Genomic DNA, 21,699 nt, shown 5'->3' on the forward strand with positions numbered 1-21,699 from the left:
CTTTTCGCAGCTCAAGCCTTTTCCACCGCTTGAACAAGCCCTATGAAATGACAGTCATGTTTCTCCACAGCCCACCTTTTGTTCAGCCAGGCCGGAAGGCAGCACTTGCATCAGCATCCGACCGAGGTTTTCAGCCCATCTTCCCTGTGCCAGGCAACGCGTATGCAGCAGGTTTGCATGCCGACCGGGTAAGGCATCGCTCCCATCACCAGACACGTTCGTTCCAATTTCACGCCGTTACGGCAAGGAGATAGAAAGCATGGCATCTTCCATCATCGTTTTTTCGCACCTGCGTTGGGAATTCGTGTATCAGCGTCCGCAGCACCTGCTGTCGCGCCTGGCCAAGCATTATCCGATCGTCTTCATCGAGGAACCGATCTTCAATGAGAAGGAATCCTTCATGAAGACCTATTCCCCGGCGCCCAACATCCTGGTCTGCCAGCCGCATACCCCGGTCGACGCGCCAGGCTTCCATGACGACCAGTTGCCCTATCTGCGCAAGCTGGTGCGTCAGGTCGTGCGCGATTACCAGGACCATATCGCCTGGTTCTATACGCCGATGGCGCTGCCGCTGCTGCAGGAGATGCAGCCGCGACTGGTGGTGTACGACTGCATGGATGAACTCGCTGCTTTCAAGAACGCGCCAAAGCAGTTGCTGCAGCGTGAGAACGCGGTGTTGAAAGTGGCGGATATCGTGTTTACCGGCGGCCCCAGCCTGTATCGTTCCAAGAAGGATCGCCATCCCAACGTGCACTGCTTCCCGAGCAGCGTCGATGTGAAGCACTTCGAGCAGGCTCTGGATCGCACCAATTCCCATCCTCTGCACAGGGACATACCGGGCCCGCGGCTCGGCTTTTACGGCGTCATCGACGAGCGCCTCGACGCCGGCCTGGTCGGCAAGCTGGCGGATGCCCATCCCCAGTGGCAGATCGTGCTGGTCGGCCCCGTGGTGAAAATCGATCCCGCCACTCTGCCCAGGCGGCCGAACATCCATTACCTCGGGCAGCAGCCCTATGAAGCACTGCCGCACTTCCTTGCGGGCTGGGACGTGTGCATGCTGCCGTTCGCAATGAACGAGTCGACCAAGTTCATCAGCCCAACCAAGACCCTCGAATACATGGCCGCCGAACTGCCCATCGTCAGCACGCCCGTCAAGGATGTGGCGGATGTGTACAGCGACGTGGTGGCAATCGCCGGTGATGCGGAATCCTTCATCAAGGCGTGCGAAGCCGCTCTCTTGGCAACGCCGCAGGAGCATGCGGAGAGGGTGGAGCGCATGCGCCAGAAGCTGAAGGCGACATCGTGGGATGCCACTGCGGATAAGATGCGCGATCTGATGGATTCGACGCCGGGCGGCAAGCGCTACGAAACCTTCTTCGCCGAAGAGGCGGCCGATTCGGCCGCACACGTCAACCGTCTGCCTCAGCAGGACAAGATACGGTATGCGAAGACCGTCATCATCGGCGCCGGGCCGACGGGGCTGAGCGCCGCCTATCATCTGGGACACGATGCCGTGCTGCTCGACCGGAACGACATGGTCGGCGGCTGGTGCCGTTCGATCAAGGACAAGGGATTCACCTTCGATTACGCCGGCCACATCATGTTCTCGAACGATCCCTACGTGCTCGAGATGTACAAGATCCTGCTCGGGAACAACTTGCACTGGCAGAACCGGGAAGCCTGGATCTACAGCAAGAACGTCTACACCCGCTATCCGTTCCAGGGCGCCTTGTACGGGCTTCCGCCGAAGGTCATCAACGAATGCATCATGGGGGCGATCGAGGCGCGCTACGGCACTGCCGGCAATGAATGCCAGCGCGACGCGAAGACACAGAGCCTCGCGCCCGCCGATGCCGACGTGAAGGACTGCTGCGGCGAGAATGGTCTTGCCATGCCGGCATCGCGCGTTGCCGCTGCCGAGCGGGCTGCACCCGCCAATTTCGAGGAATTCATTTACCAGGTATGGGGCGCGGGCATCGCCAGGCACTTCGCCATTCCCTACAACCGCAAGCTGTGGACCGTGCCGCTGACGGAGATGGAAACCTCCTGGCTGGGTGGACGCGTTCCGCTGCCCAATCTGCAGGAAATCATCGAAGGTGCGCTGGAGCCTGTGGCCAAGCCGATGGGGCCGAATGCGCGCTTCGGCTATCCCTTGCGCGGCGGGTTCCAGGCGCTGATGTCAGGCTTCGTCCCGCACATCAAGGGTACGATCGAACTGAATGCGGAAGTGGTGCAGATCTCGCCGGAAAAACACATGGTGACCCTGGCCGATGGCCGGCACTATCAGTATGACAGCCTGATCAGCACGCTGCCCTTGCCGGAACTGGTCAAGATGGCCGGCGACGAAGCGCCGGAAGAAGTGCGCCAGGCTGCGCAGGCGCTCAGGCATGTCTCCATCCGTTGCGTGAACCTCGGCGTCGCACGCGAGAACATCACCGACAAGCACTGGATCTATTATCCGGAAGACACCATCTTCCACCGCATCTTCGTGCAGGGCAATGCCAGCCCGGATTGCAATCCGCCGGGCGGTTTCGGCCTGACCTGCGAAATCAGCTATTCGCCCTGGAAGCCCTTGCCGGTGGATGGACAGGAACTGATCGACCGCTGCTTCGCGGATTGCGTCAAGGTCGGGCTGCTGAAGGAAGACGACAAGCTGATCACCGCCAATCTGGTCGACATGCCCTACGCTTATGTCGTCTACGACCATGCGCGCGCGAAGAACGTGGAAATCGTGAAATCCTGGTTCGCGCAGCACGACGTCCTGCTGTACGGCCGCTACAGCGAGTGGGAATACTACAACTCGGACCATGCCTTCATTGCCGGCAAGAAAGCCGCCGAGGCGGTGAAGTGGCTGGAGCCGAAGAAGGCGGCAGCCGCAGCCGAGTAAGGGCGGGAGCATGCGTGGCGCAGCAGGGTTCAAGCCTTGCTGCGCCACGCAGCCATTCAAGGCGCGGGCTTTGCCCGTTTTCCCTTACCGAGGGTTTCACGGAGCATTCGGGAGCAGACATGGACAATCACCCCTCTTCACCGTCCACGCAAGGCGTCGCCCGCATCAGGGGCGGCAGCGTCAACCTGTCCGGCCCGGGCCCGGAAGTGATGGCGGCTTCCACCCTGCGGGGCGACAAGGTCGTCAACCTGCAGGGCGAGGCCCTGGGAGAAATCGAAGAGATCATGCTCGACGTGCCCAGCGGAACCATTGCCTACGCAGTCCTATCCTTCGGCGGCGTGATGGGCATAGGCAACAAGCTGTTTGCCATTCCCTGGGAGGCGTTGACGCTCGATGCCGACCGCAAGTGCTTCGTGCTCGACATCGATCGCGAGCGGCTGAAGAATGCGCCCGGCTTCGACAAGGATCACTGGCCTTCCATGGCTGATCCGGACTGGGAGGCCCAGGTGCAGGCGTATTACGGCCACTACCGGGATTGATGCCTGCCGTGTTGCCCGGTTCTCCCCCTTTGCAGCATGGTGCCCGGGCGACACGCGGCTGTTTACCAGGACTCTGCCCTCCGGCAGCAGGCCCCGATGCTCTCGATTGACTGGGGCGAACTGTTCCGCCTGAGCGTGCCGCTGCCGGAATTGCTGGTTCGCGGCACGGTCATGTACTGGTTCCTGTTTCTCCTGTTCCGTTTCTTCGTCAGTCGCGGCGTGGGTGAGGTGGGCATCAGCGACATCCTCATCATGGTGATCGTCGCCGATGCGGCGCAGAATGCAATGGCGGGGGAATACAAGTCCATCACCGACGGCATGATCCTGGTGGCCACGCTGGTCGGGTGGAATGTGGCATTCGACTGGCTGAGCTATCACTTTTCAGTGTTCCGCCGCTTCGCCGCGCCGCCGCCGCTACGCTTGGTCAAGGATGGAAAAATGCAGCGCGGGAACATGCGCAGGCAATACATTTCCGAAGCCGAGCTGATGGTGAAGCTGCGCGAAGCGGGTGTCGAGGATATCCGCGAAGTCAAGAGCGCCTACCTCGAACCCACCGGGGAAATCAGCGTGATAAAGAAATAGCACCGGATTTCGCGCAGCTGCCCCGCGGCGTGCGATCCGGGTGTGCACCGGCTGCGGATCGGAAGGCCGCCCCCCGACCGGCTCACCTATACGAGCTAATTCACCGGCCTGCGCGAACGTATCCTCGGGCGGCTGTCCCGGTGTGCGCGCGGTACCAGGCGTTCGCGTCGCATCAGGCTCTTTGTCGGCAGGCGCAGGCTCTCGGCCCCGAGTGCGTCCGACGGATCGGCCAGCTCTTCGTGGTAAGGAAAGGTTGGCATCTCCGTCACAGCCGCATCGAAGGCTTCTTCATCCCAGGCCGAATCGAAGAATGCCTCGCCCAGGCCTTCGCCGAGGAATTCGGACGCGTCCCATTTCTTCGTCATGCGCTCCACGAGCTGGGCAGCCTGCGACAGCTCATCTTCGGTGACATCCGCCGCCTGCAATTCGTCGCTGATACGTTCCAGCCTGCCGGCCAGACCAGCCTTGTATCCGCTGGCGAGCGTGGTGAGCACCAATGCAGGGCCGCACGGCGCCACTGCGGCAAGGCGCTGCCGTGCCTGGATCTCGACATAGGCGAGCCCGATCTTCCGGGTGCGGGAAAGCGTTTCGCGCAGCAGCGCATAGAGTTTTTCACCGCCCGGTGCCGGGCTCAGGTAGTAAGGCGTTTCGAAAGCGAGGAAGGGGACTTCACGGGCGTCAACAAAGGCGAAGATGTCTACCGCATGGGTCAGTCCGGCATCGGCCGGGTTTCGGTTTTCTTCAGACAGGATCACGGAGGAAATTCCCTTGAATTTGATGAAGACGCCCTGCAAGCCACTGAAGCGGCGGCGAGGGCGCGTATTCCGGTAACGATGGTATGGATGACTGGCTGGCGGAGCGCAGGCGGAACCTGCTCCGCCGTGGGCCGGTATCAGTGCACGGTCTTTCTTTTTGCAGCGCTGGCTTTCGGCTTGGCAGCCATCTCGGGCATCTCTTCCATGATGCCGAGCTCCATGCGCAATTCCTCCTTGCGCTGGCGCACTTCCTCGCCCATGCCGGCGAGATCGACCTTTGCCTTCTTGGCTTGCGGGAAGATCTCCTTCTCTTCTTCTTCGACATGGTGCCGCACGTATTCGCCGAGGACGGTGAACTTGGCGTCATACAGCTCGTCGCCCGGATGCATGGATTGCAGTTCCTGGATCAGGTTCTTGGCGGTTGCATGCTCGACCTGGGCTTCGTCCAGCAGGTCCATATCCTTGATCGCGCCGCGCAGGGCCGGATAAAAAATTTCTTCCTCAATGCGCGTATGCATGGTCAGCTCGGCGCAAGCTCTTTCGACCAGCATCTGCTTGTCGCTGTCGTCAGCCTTATCCTTCATCTTTTCGTACTGCTCGAACATCTTGTCGACCTTCTTGTGATCCTCCTTGAGGATGTTGAGCACGTTATTGGATGATGCTTTCGCAGGGGCCCGACGCGGCGCTCTGGCGGGCGCTTTCGTCGTCGTCGCTTTGTTGGCAGCAGTGCGTGGCATGGTGTTCTCCTTGAGTTGTAATGTGCGTGCACTGCTTCGCAAGCTTCATGCCAAGGGAGGCAAGGATGCAACATGCTCCAGCTTCTTGAATCTTGTGGATTTGTTTGGCCGTCTCATGACGGACGCGCATGTTCCGGGAAAAACTTGCGCATGAGTCCGGTAAATCTTACAGGGCGGACAATATTCCGAAAGCTTGGAAAATGCGGAGCCCGCGCAGCGGCGGGCGAGCCAGGGGCGGATTTCAGAAGGGCAAGACGAGCGTGTCCCGGTGTCCTTCTGGCTGCGCCTGCAGCAGCGCTTCGGCTGCGTCGGCGACGCGCACCGGCGCCACCTGTGTGAGGCAGTGGTGATGCCCTTGCGGGCAGACGCTCTTGTAGCAGTAGCGGCAGGGCACATCCTGATACAGGACGCGATTGGGGACACGCCACGGCGTGTGCTGCGGATTGGTCAGTGCATACAGGTCGACCAGGGGCGTGCCGAGTGCGGCCGCCATGTGGGCGGGTCCGGTATTGTTCGAAATCATGAGTGGCGCAAGCTTGATCAATGCCGCCAGGCGCCCGAGATCGAGCCGGCCCGCGAAGGAGCAGGCATGGTTCAAACCTGTGCGGATCTCGTCCACCAGCGCCGCTTCGCCGGCATCCCCGGTAAACACGAGCGGACAGCCGAAGCGCCGCTCCAGCTCTTTCGCCACTTCCCGCCATTGCCGCGGTGGATAGCGGCGCGATGCGGCGGTGGCGCCCGGGTGCAGGACGATCCAGCGCGTTCCTTCGCCTATGCCCAATTCCTGCAGCTGGCGCCGCATCCAGGCCATGTCCTCAGCCGGCACCCGGAAGGACAGCCGGTCGTCATCGGCATGCGCGCCGACAGTGGCGACGAGGTCGAGCTGCCTTTGCACTTCATGCCGCACGCGCTGCTGCGGCTCCGGGTCCGGTACCCAGTCGCTCAGCAACTGGTAAGGGTTTTCGTGGCAATGCGCCAGGCGCAGGGGAATGCCGGCGAGATAGCAGAACAGCGCCGCCGGCAGGGGGCTCTGGCTGTAGGTGGTGAAAATCACGGCGGCATCGAATCCGCGCGCGCGCAGCGTTTCCACCATCGCCAGGTCCACCGAGAGGTCATGCGGACGGCTGATCTTCATCCATGGCGAGGCGTATTCGATCAGTTCATCGACTTCGGGCACGAAACGGGCGACGGCGCCGCCGCTGCCGGAGCTCATCAAAGTGATGCGGCGGCCGGGCACCGCCTGCTTCAACGCGCGCATGGCCGGTGTGCACATCAGCACGTCGCCCAATTGGTCGAGGCGGATGCACAGCAGGTTTCTGGCCTGGTTCCAGCGTGGATCGCTCATGGACGAGAAGCTTCCCGGTGAAGTGCCGGCAGCGGGCCCTCGCGCGCGGCAATCACGTGTGCGGCGAAATAGAGGTCGGGTGCCACCAGGTGCGGCGTACGCAGCTCCGACCTGCGCCATTCGGTCTCATTGCCGTTGTCGATCAGGACCGTATTGCAGCCGGCGCGCCTGCCGGCTTCGACGTCATTGAGGATGTCGCCGATCATCCAGGACTGCGACAAGTCGATTCCGTGCTCGGCGGCGGCACGCTCCAGAAGGCCAGGCAAGGGCTTGCGGCAATCGCATTCCATTGCATAGTGCGGTACGACCCCATCGGGGCTGTGCGGGCAGTAGTAGAAGCCGGTCAGGCTCACGCCGTATTGCGCGAGCAGTTCATCCAGGCGCTGGCGCACCGGCACCAGTGCCTCCTCGGTGAAGAATCCTTTCGCAATGCCGGCCTGGTTCGTTATCACGAACAGGGCATAGCCCAGGGTCTGAAACAGTTGCAGCGCCTGGCCTGCCTGCCAGGTAAGCCGCATCTGATCGATATTGACGCTGTATGGCACGTCTTCGATGAGCGTGCCATCCTTGTCCAGAAATATTGCGCGCATGGCGGGAGCTTTCGTGATTGCTGTCGCAGCCGGTGCCCGTGCGGGCACCAAGGTAGGTCCCTCGGGCCTGCACGGGAGCGGCGCCATGTGTCAGGGCCAGGAGGTCTCCCGCATCGGCAGCACCGTGATTTCGGGGATCACGGTCTCTGGCGGCAGCAGCAGCAGCGACTGCACTGCCTGAGCAACATTCATCGGATCCTGCAGCACGCCGGGGTCGATATCCGGGAAACGGTCAAGCAGGAAAGGTGTGCGCATGCCGCCTGCGATCACTGCCGTCACCTTGATGTTGTGGGGACGCAATTCCGCATGCAGCGCGTGCGACAGGCCAAGCAGTCCCCATTTGCTGGCGTGGTAGGCGGAAGCATTCGGCCAGGTGCGCTTGGCCGCGGTCGAGGCGATGTTGATGATCTGGCCGCCGCCACTGCGCTTCATCAGGCGCGCAGCGCGCTTCGATAGCAGGAAGGGTCCGTACAGATTGGTGTGCACCACGCGGTCCCAGTCTTCGTACGCGAGTTCTTCGATCGGGCAGGTGACATCGGTGCCCGCATTGTTGATCAGCACATCGAGCTTGCCGAACTTGTCCACGATCTCATCGATGGCGCGCTCGGCGGCATCCGGTTCGCCGACATTGAAGCCGATCGCATGCACCGGCGCCCCGAATTCCTGCAGGCGCGTGGCCATCTCCTGTGCCTTGTCGTGACGCAGGTCGCCTACAACCGTGGTGGCGCCGCAGCGTGCCATGGTTTCCGACAGCGCGGCGCCAAGGCCGCTGGCGCCGCCGGTCACGAGGATGACTTTGCCGGCAAGGGAAGAAGCGGTGTTGCTGCTGTTCTGGGTAGCTGTTGCATTGCTCAATTCAATCTCCAGAGGTTAGAAGTGGATGTTTTCAAGAACGGATTCCGGATTCGGCGGAAGCCACCAGTGGCGACAGCGGCAGGGTGGCGGCGCTGAGGGCGGCTTCATAGACTGCGGCAACCTGGGAGGCTACATTGCGCCAGGTAAATTGCTGGTAGGCGCGGCGCATGCCGGCCCAGCCCAGCCGCTGCGCAATCTGCGGATGATCATGCAACCAGGCCAGCCGTTCGGCCAGCGCGGCAGGGTCGTTCGGCGGCACCAGGTAACCGGTCTCGCCGTCGACCACGGTGGACTTGATCCCGCCGACTGCCGTGCCGACTACCGGTGTGCCGCAGGCCATTGCTTCCAGCGGCGTGATGCCGAAGGGCTCGTACCAGGGCGTGGTGACGAACACGTTGGCTGCACTGTAGAAGTAGCGCAGCTGGTCGCGCGGGCGCTGGCCGGTGAAGGTGACGGACTCGGTGATGCCCACGGATTCGGCCAGGGCCATCATGCGCCCGAGTTCGGGCGTGGCTTCGGGATCGGGTTCGGGCGTGTTGCCGCCGACGATGAGCAGCCTGCATTGCACCTGGTACTGGTGCTTCAGGATCGCGACTGCGCGGATCACGTTGTCCACGCCCTTGCGCGGCACCATGCGGCCGAGCTGCAGGACGACGAATTCATCCTTGCCGATGCCCAGAGGCTGGCGGGCATCGATTGTGTCTGGCCAGAATTCATCCGGATCGAAGCCGCAGGGCACGATGTCGATGCGCTCCGGCGGCGCGCCATACAGCTGTTCCATGTCACTCTGGTCCTGCGGGCATTCGGCAATGACGCGATCGGCTTCCTGCATCAGGCGTTCCTCGATGGCGAAGCGCACGTCGGGAAAGGAATCGGCCTGTCCCTGCGACAGGCGGCGCACACGGCCCAGCGCATGAAAAGTCATGACGAAGGGAATGCCGAGGATTTGCTTGACTTGCTGGGCAACCATGCCGGACATGAAGAAGTTGGCATGGAACAAGTCATAGGGGACTTTTTGCCGGCGCGCAAAGCGCACGACGAAGCGGCTGAACTGGTCCACGAAGGGCAGCATTTCTTCCTTGGGAATGAACTGCGCCGGCCCGGCCGGCACATGGATCACCCGCACGTTCTGCTCCCATTCGACTACTTGCTCCTGATTCTCGGCATCGCGCCGGGTAAAGACATCCACCACATATCCGAGACGCGCCAGATGTCGGGATAACTGGGCTACATATACATTTTGTCCGCCGCTGTCGGTGCTTCCTATCTGCGCCAAGGGTGACGCGTGCTCGCTGATTAGGGCAATTTTTCGCATGATTATTGGGTTGTGTTGTAGGACGTGCTTTTCATGCAAAGCAATCTACATACCTGCTTGCCGTTATTACATAGCAGACGGAAAGAGCCCGTCTTCGCATTTGTCAATGCCGCATCAGGTTCTGATCCACGCGGTGCAAGCTGTGGATATTTCACAGAAGGCAAGTAAGAAATACAGGGCCGTGTAAAAAATGGACGGCCACCCGTGTGAGATCTACACGCATGAAAACTTCCTTTTCCGAAAGAAGCGAAGCGGCACCGACGCTGCAGGCATTTCCGTTCTGGCACGCTAAGTGCATCGTCTCGGCAAAGAAGCATCTCGTGCTGAGAATTCGCGCTCCCGCTTCTTCCCATTCACCTGAGCGGTCTGCACTTCGTGTCATCAGCGACTGCCATTCATTCACGAGGTCAATATGTCGATTCAAAGCAAAAAACTGTGTGCCATCGGTATCGCCGTCATGTCTCTTGCCGCGTGCGGCACTTCCCCCAACAACACGTCCAGTGCTTATCCTGCAACGAGCAGCACGACGAGCACGGCCAGCGGATATGGCGTGGTGCAATCCGTTGATACCGTCAGCCGTGAACAGGCATCGCACATGGGCCTGGGCACGATTGCCGGCGCGGTAGTCGGAGGCGTGCTGGGCAACCAGGTCGGCTCCGGCCGGGGCAGGACGGCGGCTACGGTCGCGGGTGCCGCTGGCGGTGCGCTTGCCGGCAACCAGATGCAGAGGAACATGGACTCTTCCCAGCCGGTCTACCGGATTTCCGTGCGCATGGACAATGGCTCGATCCAGACACTGGCACAGGAAACGCAACCCGGGGTGCAAGTGGGAGACCGGGTGCGCCTGGCGAATGGCGTGATTGTCGAGCGTATGCAGTAGCGCATGCAATAAGGCGGCTGCTTCCAGGGAGAGACCCGGCGATGCGGGCCGAAGGCCCGCATCGCGACCAGCCTTGCCCGGCTGCGGCCGGGAACCCTTCATATGTTTCTGCGCGGCGCTGCCCACAATGGGTGGTGCCGACGCATGCATCGAATAACCGGAACAGATGAACCTGCGTGAATTCGAACAGTGGATCTATGAGGCCCGGCCGTTATTGCACATCGCCCTGATCTGGCTGCTTGCGGCCGTACTGCTGCGTTTCATTCACCGGTTGTTGCGTTTGCTGCAGGGACACATCGCGCAGCGTACGGCCGGCCAGGCCGATCACAAGCGCACCGAAACCCTGATCAGCGTATTCCGCTATGCCGCCAATGTCGTGATCATTGCTCTGGTTGCGATGCTCACCCTGGCCGAAATCGGGATATCGATCACGCCCATCCTTGCTACCGCGGGCGTGGCGGGCATCGCCATCGGCTTCGGCGCGCAAAGCCTCGTCAAGGATTTTTTCAATGGACTGTTCCTGTTGATCGAAAACCAGATCAACGAGGGGGACAGCATCGACGCGGCGGGGAAGGCGGGCATCGTGGAACGGGTGACGCTGCGCCACATCCGCATACGCGATTATGACGGCAGCGTGCATTTCATTCCGAACGGCATGATCACGCTGGTGACCAACCGGAGCCGGGAATTTTCGTATGCGGTCATCGATGTCAGCCTGCCCCGGCAGTCGAATCTGGACCAGGCATTCGGCCTCTTGCAAAAGGTTGGCGATGAAATGCGGAAGGATCCCGCACTGGGCGCGCTCATTGTCGCTGACCTGGAGATCTCGGGGCTGGAAAAAGTGGAAGAGGCGACAGTCGTGGCGCGCTGCCGGATCAAGGTGCTGCCCGCGAAGCAGTGGCGGGTGCGCCGGGAATTCCTGCTCCGGATGAAGCGTGAACTTGACGCGGTCGAGGCGAAGCCTCCCGCGGACTAGCACGGCTGCCGCAACGCGCCCCGCTGCCGCTCTGCATGCAGGGACCGGGCGGGCGGCTGATCCGGTTGATTCGCGGGCATGGATGTTGCCTCGGTTCGGGAAAGAAGTCTGCCCGGACGCGGGCTGACTTGGGAAATACTTTCAGCAAGATAAGGAGCACTGAGTATGGCAACTAGTGAAGCAGACACACGCACAAGCGTCGCCCGGCAGCGTCTCGATGCGGCGGACAGTCCCTACATGCGCAAGCCCCTGTTCCCGGCAATCCGCTGGGGTGCCGTGATCGCCGGCGTGGCGGTCGGCATTTCGGTGCAGATGCTGCTGACCCTGCTCGGCATTGCCACCGGCTTGTCGAGCATGGATATCGCCGAGGGGGAAATGATGGGCGCTGGCCCCTTGCTGTGGGCAGGTTTCAGCATGCTGGTAGCCGCTTTCGTGGGAGGCTATGTGGCCGCCCGCATGTCCGGGCTGAAACGCAAGGCCGACGGCGTACTGCACGGCGCGGTATCCTGGGCAGTCACCACCATCCTGTTCGCGGTACTGGCAACTTCGATCGGCGGCACGCTGCTTTCCGGCGTATTCAGCAACATCACCCAGGCGGCGGGGCACGCCGCAAGCAGCGGCTCGCCATTGAACGCCATGCTGAACAGCCAGCTCGGGCGCTCGATCGACCCGTCTACGGTCCAGCGCCTGCAGCAGTACCTGCAGACTGGCCAGCGCGACCAGGCGGTCGCGCTGGTGAGCTCGCTGGGCGTGGACCAGGGGCGCGCTTCCACCATCGTCGACCAGGCTCTGATCGTCTCCGGCTCTCCCGGACAGGCATCGCCGCAGGGTCGGCAAAAGGCCGGCTCCGCTGTGAAGGCTGCCGGAACCGGGACCTGGGTCGTGTTCGGCGCCGTCACGCTGGCACTGGCTCTGGGCATAGCTGGCGGCGCATTGGGCGCAGCCGGTTCCAGGCGGGTCAACTGGTCCGGGGGCGCTTCCCCGGTACGTTGAGATTCACCGAAAGAGGAATATTGCATGCAACATCGATCAGGGGATGCTTCCGGTACGGCGCCGCGAACATCGGGCGCTTCCCGTTTCAACCGGATTGCCGCGCGCGACTCCGGCACCGCAGACCTGATGCAGGGGTGCCGAGTAGTCACTGTAGATGGCGAGGAAATCGGCGAAGTCGATCATCTCATGGTCGACAAATACACGCATCAGCTTCGCTATGTGATGCTGTCGTCGGGCGCTTCCGGTGCAACGATCGCCATCCCGTGGCAGACCTTGTATTTTGATTCGTCGCGCTCGCAGCTCGTGTTCTACACTGCGGCGTAGCCGGTCGTCAGGCGCATCGTCGAAGCCGGTTTCTGTGCGGGGACCGGGTGCCGCAGGCTGCAAGCGGGCACCCGGGATGGGTCATGCCTCAGGCAGGAACAGCGCCTTGCCGCGGGCCTGGGCGATGTTGCCCTTGACGATCGCGCGCAGGCACATCGCCACCGTGCCGGCAAATGCTTCGTCATACCAGGCATTGGCGCCGCTTGCGCTGACCACGATGCCGTCGACCACCACGCTGCCCCAAAGCACGGTATCCCGCGCGGCCAGCAGGTGGGGCCGCAATTCCTGCACCATGTGCCCGTCCATCCCGCTGCGCCAGGCGACGAGCGCCTTGGCCCGGGCGAAGCCGGCATAGTCGGCATCCCATTTCTCGCGGTCGCCCACCGAGTATTCATACAGGATCGCTTCCTCGAACGAGGAATTGGCCGGGGTACGCAGCGGGTCCATGACCACGATATACAGGAAGCCGCTTTCGCCGACTTCCTTCCTCTTCATTGCCTCGGTGATCAGCGGCAAGCTCATCTTCACCGCCGCCTCGGCGGCTTCACGGTTTGCAAAATAACTGCCTGTGGATGCCATCGGTTTTTCTCCTCTGTAATCCGGTTATTTATAAACGGATGGCCGTGGCAACGTATTGACGCATTCGAATCCAGAGGACCGTAGGGTGCGCCGCGCGCACCAATCCTGTATGTCTCGTGCCTCATTCATGGAACCCGGTGCGCACGGCGCACCCTACGTCCTGTCTCACAAACCCGTCACGAACCGGAGGGTCTTGTCCCAGTCATCCACGAAGCGTTCGATGTTGAAGCGCTCCAGTGCGTAGCGTCGCGCGCCTTCACCCAGTACGCGTGCCTGCTCCGGATCGGCGAGCAGTTCCTGCATGCGGGCCATGAGCTTCGGTATGTCGGTATCCACATAGCCGGATACGCCGTTCTGGATCACGGTCGCCATTTCGGTGGTGGCCAGTCCCACGACGGGGATGCCCACCATCATCGCCTCGATCACCGCGAGGCCGAGGCTGGTGTAGCGGATCGGATTGAACAGGAAGCGGTAGCGGGAGGAAAACGCAGGCAGCTGCGCATGCAGGACCTCGCCGATACCGCCGGCCACTTCTTCCGCGCCCATGCCGACCAGGTCCAGCGGCACCTGCTCGCGCACCCGCAGGTAGACATCGCCGCCAAGGCGCCTGCCGCGCCGGGCCAGATGGTTTACCACGACCAGGCCGCGCTCGAGCTCGCCACTGTAGCGCACATCCTTCGGCGCAACCACGCCATGGTCGATGATCCTGACCGGCGTGCGGCCGCTGTCCCACATCAGAGCATTGAAGGGCGTCACATGCACCAGCAGGACCGAAGGATCGTCCACCGGATGCCGCATGTCGGTCGGATGCTCGCGCGGCGTGTCATGCTCGATGTAGATCTTCGGCAGCCGGCGCTGCGCTTCGCTCAGATAGAGATACTGGTCTTCCATGTATTGCGGATCGTCCTGGAACAGGATGCAGTCGAACTGGGCATCCTTGGCCTCGCTCACCGGCAGGTCGATGACGTTGTCGCCCCAGGGCATGTGGCCGCAGCGCCCGCCGTATCCCGGCGGACGGTCCGGCTTGGACAGCACGTAAAAATCGTGCGGTGCCTGGGTCAGGTAGTAGAGATAGCTGCCGTGGGTATGCCAGGTCAGGATTTTCAGTCGGCGCATGGTTCCTTTTCTTCAAAAAGTGCCCGAGTACAGGGCGCAGCTGCGGCACACCTCGGGCGGCGTGTCGGACGACAGCTGTCTGCGGAATTCGGTATAGGCCGGATTGTTCCAGACCTGTTCGACGCCCTCGTCGAGCATGCTGCCGAAGTTGATCCGGTCCGGAGTCGCGACCATGCAGCAGGGCATGGCCTTGCCGTCATAGCTGACGTAGGAGCCGCGCCACGGCCAGTCGCAGCGCGAGCGGCCGGATGCCGGCGTTTCGCCCTCAGGGCGCGGCCGGGTACGCGGCAGCCGCAGGTCCACGCTCAGCGCGGCAGCGCGGGCGCGCGCCGCGTCGAAGAACTGCTCGATGCGCGCAAGGTCTTCATGCAGCAGGGTTTCGCTGTCGATGAATTCCCGCATCGGCCGGTAATGGGCGGGCAGGCTGGCTTCGCCGAAGTCGTGGCACAGGTGCTGGACGAATACCGTGTGCACGCCTTCATCGTGCGCGAGCTGCACCAGTTCCGGCAATTCCGGGAGGTTGGCGCGCATGACCACCGCCACGAGGCGCAGGTGCGGCAACTCGCTCTGCAGTCTTGCCTTGGCCTGCACCAGCCGGCGCAGGTTGCGCAGCACCCGGTCGAAGCGGGCGCGGATGCGGATCGCCTCGTAGGCTTCGGCGCTGGCACCATCAAGCGAAACATGCAGCGTATGCAGGCCGCTGCGAACGCATTCTTCCGCGCGCTGCTCGGTCATGACCGTCATGTTGGTATTGGTCGAGACGCGGATGCCGCGTGCCGTCGCATAGCGCACCATGTGGAAGAACTTTGGATGCAGCAGCGGTTCGCCCAGGCCCTGCAACTGCAGCTCCTCCACATCGGGGTACTGGTCGATCAGCGTGCGGAAATCGTCGAAGCGCAGGAAGGCTGATGGCTTGCCGGGTCCGCCGTCGGTACGGAACTGGATCGGGCACATCCGGCAGCGCAGGTTGCATTGCCCGACCGGTTCGATCTGGACGAAACGGGGCAGCGGCGTCGGCGTCATGGCCGGACCGTGTTGCCGCAAGCAGGGCGGCAGCTCATAGGAAACCCACCCGGAATTTCAACGCTCCCACCGCGCGCCAGAATACCGCGACCGGCGGGATCAGCGCGGAGGTGACGACCATTTCGGCGATATGGCCCGCGGTCTTGGCGGTATGGCGCAGCCGGGACAGGCAAAAGCGTGCGGTCATGAACAGCCAGATCGCGCCGGAGAGGAAGGCCAGCTCGGGCTGGTCGCCCGCATAGCAGAAGATGGCGGCCAGCAGCGCGGCTACAGTCAGGTAGTAATCCCAGCGCGGCTTGGCGCGGATCCGGCGCCGGTACAGGAAGGGATGCTTCTTGTAGAGCAGGGCATCGAACTGAATCTTCTTGAGCTGGGTCAGGCTTACCCCCCAGGGTGCGGGGCGGATCGGGTGCTCGACCACCGCCTGCGGCGCGCGCACGATATTCGCGCTGTAATCGATCAGGCGGAAATGCAGGTCGGAATCCTCGCGCCATGCGAAGCGGAAACGCTCGTCGAAGCCGCCGAGGTCTTCCAGCACACGCTTGCGGCAGAAGCAGTTGGCGGTCACGAATTCGGCCGTCTCGAGGTTCATCGCATCGCGCTCGTAGTCGGTCGGCGTGCCGGAAAAGGGCATGACGATCTGGCCGCAGACGGTGTGCACGTCGGGGCCGAACGCGGCCAGCCCGTTCTTCAGCCAGTCCGGAGTGGCAACGGTGTCGTCATCCGTGAATGCAATGATCTCGCCGCGCGCGGCCTGCCAGCCATGATTGCGCGCCGCCGCCGGGCCGTGCGGGCCGGGCGAGGGAATGTAAATGATGTCGGGTCCGTCGCCGGAGGAGTGCATTTTCCAGCTGGCGACAATTTCCTTGGTGTCGTCGCTCGGGCCATCGTCGACCACGATGATTTCATAGCGATGGCGCTCCATGCTCTGCGCCACCAGGCTGCTCAGGCACCGGTTAAGCAATTGCGGCCGGCCGCGCGTGGGCACGACCACGGAGACGGCGATATCGGCCTTGACCGGTGCTGCCGCGTCATTGCCGTTGCGGCTTAGCGGCGAGACCGATGCGAGCGGACGCGAACTCGTGGTTGCGACAGCCTCGGCGTTTTTCCTCTCGCCCCTGCTGTCCAGGGCGGAGCGTTTGTATTTTCTTCCAAGTGCGATTACTTTCGGCATGAGTCCTGTTCCAAAAAAATCGGTGAAGCGTATATGGATAGGCGGATAGACCGGCTTTGCCGTATCCATCCGTCATGATGGAATTCGTAAACGCAAGTTTCGTTCCATCGCAGCATTGCCTTATCGACTCTGCGCAAGCGGAACGGTTCAATCGCAAGCGGATAGGCCGGACACAGCGGCCATCATGATTGCCACACGGATCGTGCAGCCACGAGCATGTTGAAGCGGTTCATGCGACGCGTTCCGCGTTGTCCATCTGCTCGCTGGCATCGGTGTGCTGCTGCAGCTGCCACATGCGGGCATACAGGCCTTCGCGCTTCACCAGTTCGGCATGGGTGCCGCGCTCGACCACGGTGCCGCGTTCCAGCACCAGGATTTCGCTGGCCGCGACCACGGTGGAAAGACGATGCGCAATGATCAGTGCGGTGCGGTTTTCCGACATGCGGTCCATTTCCACCTGGATCGCACGTTCAGAGCGGGAGTCGAGGGCCGAGGTGGCTTCGTCGAAGATCAGGATGGGCGGATTCTTGAGAATGGCGCGCGCCAGCGAGAGACGCTGCTTCTCGCCTCCCGACAGCATCACGCCGCGCTCGCCGACCGGGGTTTCGTATTTCTGCGGCAGGGAATTGATGAACTCGTGCACCTGTGCCGCCTTCGCCGCCGCCACGATTTCCTCATGGGTCGCGCCGACGCGACCGTAGCCGATGTTGTAGGCGATGGTGTCGTTGAACAGCATGGCTTCCTGCGGCACCACCCCGATCGCTTCGCGCAGGCTCTTGGAATTCACGCTGCGGATGTCCTGGCCGTCGATGAGGATGCTGCCGCTGCCGACGTCGTAGAAACGCAGCAACAGGCGCGCCAGCGTGGATTTGCCCGAACCGCTGCCGCCGACGACCGCGACCGTCTTGCCGGCCGGGATGCGGAAGCTCAGGTTGCGCAGGATGGGCCGCGCCGGGTCGTAGCCGAAGTTGACCTTGTCGAATACCACTTCACCGCGCGTGACGTGCAGCGCCGGCAGCCCCGGAGGTTCATCGATGTCCGGCTTTGCGCGGAGCAGGGCGAACAGCTTTTCGGCATTCACCATCGCATCCTTCGCCTCGCGGTAGACGAAGCCAAGGGAATTCAGCGGAAGGCAGATCTGGATCACGTAGGCGTTGATCAGTACCAGGTCGCCGACCGTCATCTCGCCGCTCATGACGCCCATGCCGGCAAGCAGCATCACCGAGGCCACGCCGAAGGCGATGATCGCGCTCTGGCCGACGTGCAGCGTGAACAGTGCCTTCTGGTTGTGGACCGCCGCCTCGGCCCAGCCGCCCATGATGTGGCGGAAGCGGTTCGCTTCCACCTGTTCATTGGTGAAGTACTTGACCGTCTCGTAATTGATCAGGCTGTCGGCGAGCAGGCTTTTGGCATTCGAGTCGAGCCGGTTGACACGGCGCTGGATCGTGGTGCGGCGCGCGGTGAAAAACAGGGTGAAGCCGGTGTAGCACAGGAAGGTCACGCCCAGGATCGCGGTATAACCCAGGTTGTAGCGCGCGGTCATGATGACGATCACCATGCCGATTTCGAGCAGGGTCGGCACCACCGTAAACAGCGCGACGCCGAGCAGGAAAGCGATGCCGCTGGTGCCACGATCGATGTCCGGCAGCAATCCGCCGATGCGGCGCGTGGCATGGAAGCGTGCACCCAGTTCATGCAGGTGGGCGAAGGTATTGAGGGCATAGGTTGCCACCGTTTGCTGGGTGACCCGGGAAAACATCAGGTCGCGCAATTCATTGAACAGGGTGCTGGCAAAGCGCAGGATCGCATAGCCGGCCAGAAGGAAGACCGGCAGCGTGTGCACCAGCTCGGGCCGCCCGAGCACGTCGACGATGCGCTTCAACGCCAGCGGGACGCCGATCACTGCCAGCTTGGCCAGGATCAGGAAAAACAGCGCCCCGACGACACGCCAGCGGAAGGCGGATACGACCCGCCACAGGTCGGCCGTCACACTGGCGCGCTCGGTGGCGGGGGCTGGTTGGGATTGGGCTTGTGACATGGATGTGGAATGCCTTTTCTCTCTGATGGTGAAATTGGTGGCTCAGGACCATGCATCCTTTCCCGGACGGAACCTGCGTCCGTCCTTGGAAAAGGGATGCCGGACTGCAAAAGCGGCGACCGGACAAAGGTGCGTTTGCTTTGAACAATCAAAAACCGTGCCGTTTTCACTTGCGGGAAATTCCGGCCCGGCTTTTCCTGGAAACAAGCGCGGCTTCTTGGTATGGAAGTTGCACTCGGAATCCGATAGAACATCTCTCCCGGCATCTTGAACGACAGCGTGTCTATGGTTTCTGCAGACGCATTGTCCGTACCAGGCTTCCCCGACCGGCGGGAATGGCTTCAATTTTTCCTTCAAGTATCCCGAGCGGCTGCACATGCAGCGAAGCGGATCGGTCCTTCGCGGTGCCGTCGCTGCAGCGCTACGCAATCGCAGGGATGCGCATGTTTGTCTGACAGTGGATGACTGAAGCGGTCGCGAAATGAAGAAAGGAAATTCATCATGGATAGAGTCGAGCAGTCAATTGAAGTCAACGTTCCCCTGCACACTGTATACGGCCAGCTGACCCAGTTCGAGCAGTATCCGCGCTTCCTGCAAGATGTGAGGGAAGTGCGGCAGCTCGACGACACCCACCTGCACTGGCACGCGGGCTTGGGAAACCGGGAACGCGAATGGGATGCGGAAATCATCGAGCAAGTTCCGGACCGAAGAATTGCGTGGCGTACCACCAGCGGTCCGAAAGCCAGCGGCGCCATTGAGCTGCAGGCGGTCGACGGGGAGAAGACCCGGATCGTGCTGACACTGGAATGCGACGCTCTCCCTGAGGTTTCTGCAACCACGCCCAATCCCGTGCAGGCGTTCGCGCGGCGCATCGAGGAAGATCTGGCGCGCTTCAAGAAATTCATTGAAAACCTTGGCCAGGCAACCGGCGAATGGAGCGGCGAAGTCAGGCATGGGCAAGTAGTGGGCAGCGGGCAGGGCCAAGCATCGCAGATGGCGGGCGAGGCGATGGGCAAGGCTGTCGGGCGTGGCTCGGCCGAACAGCAGGAAGCGGGCGTGGATGCCATGCCGCGACCGGACATGCATGAAGGGCGGACGCAGGAACGGCAGGCCCGGACCGAGAACGGCGGCCGGAGCAGCGGCAAGCCGGGCCTCTTTCCATCGCGCTTCCCGAACCTGCTGCAGGGATGGGAAGAGCCGCTGGCCGCGATGCGCCGGATGAGCGAGGAAATGGACCAGTTCTTCGAAAAGACGGTCGGCCGCCCGATGATGGGCAGCCGCTGGCGCCAGGCGGCGACCAATGCCGCCTGGACTCCGGCAGTGGAAGTGGCCCGGCGCGAGGACAAGGTGGTCGTCTGTGCCGAACTGCCGGGTGTCAAGCGCGAGGAAGTGCAGGTTGAAATCCACAACGACCGGTTGACCATCGAAGGCGAGCGTCTGCAGCAGCCGCGTTCGGAACGGGAATTCCGCCGCTCCGAGCGCTCGTACGGACATTTTTACCGCTGCATCACCTTGCCGGACGGAGTGGATGCGGATGGCGCATCGGCAGCAATGCATGATGGTTTGCTGGAAATTACGATACCGATCCGCAACGTCGGCGGACACGGGCGCAAGCTGGACATCGCTACCCCGCCGCAGTGAAGCCGGCAACCGCATCTGGCATGACGGAGAAGAAAAATAGATAAGGTGACGGTATGGTTCCTGATCGTCGGCTTCCTGCTGATCCTGATGGGGCTGATCGGATCGGTGCTGGAGCGCCTGCCCCTGAGCCCGGCCATGCTCTACTTGGCAATCGGTTTCGCGCTTGGCCCGTCCGGCGTGGGACTGGTGAACCTGGAGCCGAAGGTGAATGCGGAAGTGCTGACGATCCTCAGCGAAATCGCAGTGCTGATTTCCCTGTTCACCGTCGGGCTGAAGATGCGCGTGCCCTTGTCGGACCGGCTCTGGCGGCTGCCGGTCCGGCTCGGCATCCTGACGATGCTGGTCACCATCGGCCTGCTGACATTGGCCGGCACGTACGCGCTCGATCTGCCACTGGGCGCCGCCATCCTGATGAGCGCCTTGCTGGCACCGACTGATCCGGTCCTCGCTTCCGATGTGCAGATCAAGGATGTCGGGGACCGTGACCGCATCCGGTTCAGCCTGAGCGGGGAAGGCGGGCTCAATGACGGTACCACCTATCCCTTCATGATGCTCGGCCTGTTTCTCCTCGGGGTGGAAGAAGTGGGTGATTACGGCAGCATCCGGGCCGTGCTGCGGGTGCTGTGGGCAATCGTTGCCGGTCTGGGCGGCGGCTGGCTGATGGGGCGCATGGTCGTCGGACTGGTGCTGCACGTGCGCAAGAATTACCGCGAAGCGGTCGGCATGGAAGAATTTCTGACGCTCGGCCTGATCGCACTTTCCTATGGCGTGGCCAGCATCGTCGGCGGCATCGGCTTTCTCGCCACCTTCGCCGCTGGCGTCGCGATGCGCCGTGCCGAGCACAAGGCAAGCGGGGATACCGAGCCGGAGCAGATCATAGGCACGGTTCCCGTGCATGCCGCGGGCGAGGCGGCGATCGACCCGCAAAAGGCGCCCGCCTACATGGCGCAGACGGTACTCGGATTCAACCAGCAGCTGGAACACATCGCCGAGTTTGCGATGGTGCTGCTTCTCGGGGTGATTCTGTCCGGCACAGGCATTTCGAGGGAAGGCCTGCTGGTTGCCTGCCTGCTGATCTTCGTGATCCGCCCGGTGTCGGTATTGAGCATGCTCGCGGGCACCGGACTGAACAGGACGCAGCGCAGGATGATGGCCTGGTTCGGGATCCGCGGCATCGGCACCTTGTACTGGCTCATGTATGCCTTGCAGTACGACTGGCATCCCGACCTGTCCAGGCGGCTGGTATCCCTGACGCTGACGGTGGTGGCGGTATCGGTGCTGGTGCACGGGATTTCCGCCACGCCGCTGATGGACGCCTATTACCGGCGCAAGCAGACTTGAAAGGAAAGT

20 protein-coding genes are annotated in these 21,699 nt (G+C 62.3%); 9 read left to right on the forward strand and 11 right to left on the reverse strand.

The window, feature by feature from the left end:
- Positions 1-259 precede the first annotated feature (259 nt).
- From HGHM_RS04950 to HGHM_RS04960, 3 genes are all read left to right on the forward strand, one after another.
- Positions 260-2,887 carry an FAD-dependent oxidoreductase gene (locus HGHM_RS04950; RefSeq protein ID WP_019140404.1) on the forward strand — a complete coding sequence of 876 codons (2,628 nt, stop codon included), beginning with the start codon at positions 260-262 and terminating at the stop codon, positions 2,885-2,887.
- A 119-nt stretch (positions 2,888-3,006) separates the two neighbouring features.
- Positions 3,007-3,426 carry a PRC-barrel domain-containing protein gene (locus HGHM_RS04955; protein ID WP_019140405.1) on the forward strand — a complete coding sequence of 140 codons (420 nt, stop codon included), beginning with the start codon at positions 3,007-3,009 and terminating at the stop codon, positions 3,424-3,426.
- Between the two features lie 96 nt (positions 3,427-3,522).
- Entirely contained in the window at positions 3,523-4,008 is a 486-nt protein-coding gene (locus HGHM_RS04960) for a DUF421 domain-containing protein (protein WP_019140406.1), read from the forward strand.
- A 95-nt stretch (positions 4,009-4,103) separates the two neighbouring features.
- Here HGHM_RS04960 and HGHM_RS22180 read toward each other — a convergent pair whose 3' ends face one another.
- From HGHM_RS22180 to HGHM_RS04990, 6 genes are all read right to left on the reverse strand, one after another.
- Positions 4,104-4,763, reverse strand: coding sequence for a Ku protein (locus tag HGHM_RS22180; RefSeq protein WP_161603770.1), 660 nt, complete (start codon positions 4,761-4,763; stop codon positions 4,104-4,106).
- A gap of 137 nt (positions 4,764-4,900) precedes the next feature.
- Positions 4,901-5,500: a hemerythrin domain-containing protein gene (locus HGHM_RS04970; protein WP_148415377.1), complete on the reverse strand. Its 600-nt coding sequence runs from the start codon at positions 5,498-5,500 to the stop codon at positions 4,901-4,903.
- 241 nt (positions 5,501-5,741) lie between these two features.
- Positions 5,742-6,845 carry a glycosyltransferase family 9 protein gene (locus HGHM_RS04975; protein ID WP_019140409.1) on the reverse strand — a complete coding sequence of 368 codons (1,104 nt, stop codon included), beginning with the start codon at positions 6,843-6,845 and terminating at the stop codon, positions 5,742-5,744.
- On the reverse strand, positions 6,842-7,435 hold the full coding sequence (locus HGHM_RS04980) for a D-glycero-alpha-D-manno-heptose-1,7-bisphosphate 7-phosphatase (protein WP_019140410.1): 594 nt from the start codon (positions 7,433-7,435) through the stop codon (positions 6,842-6,844). The genes HGHM_RS04975 and HGHM_RS04980 overlap by 4 nt, the downstream gene beginning before the upstream one ends.
- Before the next feature lie 90 nt (positions 7,436-7,525).
- Complete coding sequence (locus tag HGHM_RS04985) at positions 7,526-8,290, reverse strand: SDR family oxidoreductase (RefSeq protein WP_019140411.1); 765 nt, start codon at positions 8,288-8,290, stop codon at positions 7,526-7,528.
- A gap of 31 nt (positions 8,291-8,321) precedes the next feature.
- On the reverse strand, positions 8,322-9,605 hold the full coding sequence (locus HGHM_RS04990; protein WP_051155281.1) for a glycosyltransferase family 4 protein: 1,284 nt from the start codon (positions 9,603-9,605) through the stop codon (positions 8,322-8,324).
- A gap of 412 nt (positions 9,606-10,017) precedes the next feature.
- Between HGHM_RS04990 and HGHM_RS04995 the strand changes: the two genes are divergently transcribed.
- From HGHM_RS04995 to HGHM_RS05010, 4 genes are all read left to right on the forward strand, one after another.
- Positions 10,018-10,485 (forward strand): outer membrane lipoprotein, encoded by a 468-nt coding sequence (locus HGHM_RS04995; protein ID WP_019140413.1) that lies wholly within the window; start codon positions 10,018-10,020, stop codon positions 10,483-10,485.
- 166 nt (positions 10,486-10,651) lie between these two features.
- On the forward strand, positions 10,652-11,461 hold the full coding sequence (locus tag HGHM_RS20690; RefSeq protein ID WP_019140414.1) for a mechanosensitive ion channel family protein: 810 nt from the start codon (positions 10,652-10,654) through the stop codon (positions 11,459-11,461).
- Positions 11,462-11,626: 165 nt separating this feature from the next.
- Entirely contained in the window at positions 11,627-12,454 is an 828-nt protein-coding gene (locus tag HGHM_RS22185; RefSeq protein ID WP_075111688.1) for a hypothetical protein, read from the forward strand.
- A gap of 24 nt (positions 12,455-12,478) precedes the next feature.
- Positions 12,479-12,778 (forward strand): PRC-barrel domain-containing protein, encoded by a 300-nt coding sequence (locus HGHM_RS05010; RefSeq protein ID WP_019140416.1) that lies wholly within the window; start codon positions 12,479-12,481, stop codon positions 12,776-12,778.
- Between the two features lie 81 nt (positions 12,779-12,859).
- On the opposite strand, the gene HGHM_RS05015 is transcribed toward HGHM_RS05010, so the two are convergent.
- The 5 genes from HGHM_RS05015 to HGHM_RS05035 form a co-directional block, all read right to left on the reverse strand.
- Complete coding sequence (locus HGHM_RS05015) at positions 12,860-13,357, reverse strand: hypothetical protein (protein WP_019140417.1); 498 nt, start codon at positions 13,355-13,357, stop codon at positions 12,860-12,862.
- A 165-nt stretch (positions 13,358-13,522) separates the two neighbouring features.
- Complete coding sequence (locus tag HGHM_RS05020) at positions 13,523-14,473, reverse strand: glycosyltransferase family 4 protein (protein ID WP_019140418.1); 951 nt, start codon at positions 14,471-14,473, stop codon at positions 13,523-13,525.
- A 12-nt stretch (positions 14,474-14,485) separates the two neighbouring features.
- On the reverse strand, positions 14,486-15,496 hold the full coding sequence (locus HGHM_RS05025; RefSeq protein ID WP_019140419.1) for a radical SAM protein: 1,011 nt from the start codon (positions 15,494-15,496) through the stop codon (positions 14,486-14,488).
- A gap of 34 nt (positions 15,497-15,530) precedes the next feature.
- Complete coding sequence (locus HGHM_RS05030; RefSeq protein ID WP_019140420.1) at positions 15,531-16,739, reverse strand: glycosyltransferase family 2 protein; 1,209 nt, start codon at positions 16,737-16,739, stop codon at positions 15,531-15,533.
- A gap of 160 nt (positions 16,740-16,899) precedes the next feature.
- Complete coding sequence (locus tag HGHM_RS05035) at positions 16,900-18,708, reverse strand: ABCB family ABC transporter ATP-binding protein/permease (protein ID WP_019140421.1); 1,809 nt, start codon at positions 18,706-18,708, stop codon at positions 16,900-16,902.
- Between the two features lie 501 nt (positions 18,709-19,209).
- Between HGHM_RS05035 and HGHM_RS22190 the strand changes: the two genes are divergently transcribed.
- The gene (locus HGHM_RS22190) at positions 19,210-20,349 is read left to right on the forward strand and encodes an Hsp20 family protein (RefSeq protein ID WP_019140422.1); all 1,140 of its coding nucleotides are present in this window, start codon (positions 19,210-19,212) and stop codon (positions 20,347-20,349) included.
- Positions 20,350-20,394: 45 nt separating this feature from the next.
- Positions 20,395-21,690, forward strand: coding sequence for a cation:proton antiporter (locus HGHM_RS05045; RefSeq protein ID WP_019140423.1), 1,296 nt, complete (start codon positions 20,395-20,397; stop codon positions 21,688-21,690).
- Positions 21,691-21,699: the final 9 nt, after the last annotated feature.

Source organism: Noviherbaspirillum massiliense JC206 (assembly GCF_000312045.1).
GTDB classification, from domain to species: domain Bacteria; phylum Pseudomonadota; class Gammaproteobacteria; order Burkholderiales; family Burkholderiaceae_D; genus Noviherbaspirillum; species Noviherbaspirillum massiliense.

Coding starts and splice junctions, on each gene's coding strand:
- HGHM_RS20690 (WP_019140414.1), top strand. CDS start 10,652: ATGAACCTGCGTGAATTCGAACAGTGGATCTATGAGGCCCGGCCGTTA.
- HGHM_RS05035 (WP_019140421.1), bottom strand. CDS start 18,708: ATGTCACAAGCCCAATCCCAACCAGCCCCCGCCACCGAGCGCGCCAGT.
- HGHM_RS05010 (WP_019140416.1), top strand. CDS start 12,479: ATGCAACATCGATCAGGGGATGCTTCCGGTACGGCGCCGCGAACATCG.
- HGHM_RS04995 (WP_019140413.1), top strand. CDS start 10,018: ATGTCGATTCAAAGCAAAAAACTGTGTGCCATCGGTATCGCCGTCATG.
- HGHM_RS04990 (WP_051155281.1), bottom strand. CDS start 9,605: ATGCGAAAAATTGCCCTAATCAGCGAGCACGCGTCACCCTTGGCGCAG.
- HGHM_RS22185 (WP_075111688.1), top strand. CDS start 11,627: ATGGCAACTAGTGAAGCAGACACACGCACAAGCGTCGCCCGGCAGCGT.
- HGHM_RS05020 (WP_019140418.1), bottom strand. CDS start 14,473: ATGCGCCGACTGAAAATCCTGACCTGGCATACCCACGGCAGCTATCTC.
- HGHM_RS05030 (WP_019140420.1), bottom strand. CDS start 16,739: ATGGATACGGCAAAGCCGGTCTATCCGCCTATCCATATACGCTTCACC.
- HGHM_RS04955 (WP_019140405.1), top strand. CDS start 3,007: ATGGACAATCACCCCTCTTCACCGTCCACGCAAGGCGTCGCCCGCATC.
- HGHM_RS22190 (WP_019140422.1), top strand. CDS start 19,210: ATGGATAGAGTCGAGCAGTCAATTGAAGTCAACGTTCCCCTGCACACT.
- HGHM_RS04980 (WP_019140410.1), bottom strand. CDS start 7,435: ATGCGCGCAATATTTCTGGACAAGGATGGCACGCTCATCGAAGACGTG.
- HGHM_RS04970 (WP_148415377.1), bottom strand. CDS start 5,500: ATGCCACGCACTGCTGCCAACAAAGCGACGACGACGAAAGCGCCCGCC.
- HGHM_RS04950 (WP_019140404.1), top strand. CDS start 260: ATGGCATCTTCCATCATCGTTTTTTCGCACCTGCGTTGGGAATTCGTG.
- HGHM_RS05025 (WP_019140419.1), bottom strand. CDS start 15,496: ATGACGCCGACGCCGCTGCCCCGTTTCGTCCAGATCGAACCGGTCGGG.
- HGHM_RS04975 (WP_019140409.1), bottom strand. CDS start 6,845: ATGAGCGATCCACGCTGGAACCAGGCCAGAAACCTGCTGTGCATCCGC.
- HGHM_RS05015 (WP_019140417.1), bottom strand. CDS start 13,357: ATGGCATCCACAGGCAGTTATTTTGCAAACCGTGAAGCCGCCGAGGCG.
- HGHM_RS04960 (WP_019140406.1), top strand. CDS start 3,523: ATGCTCTCGATTGACTGGGGCGAACTGTTCCGCCTGAGCGTGCCGCTG.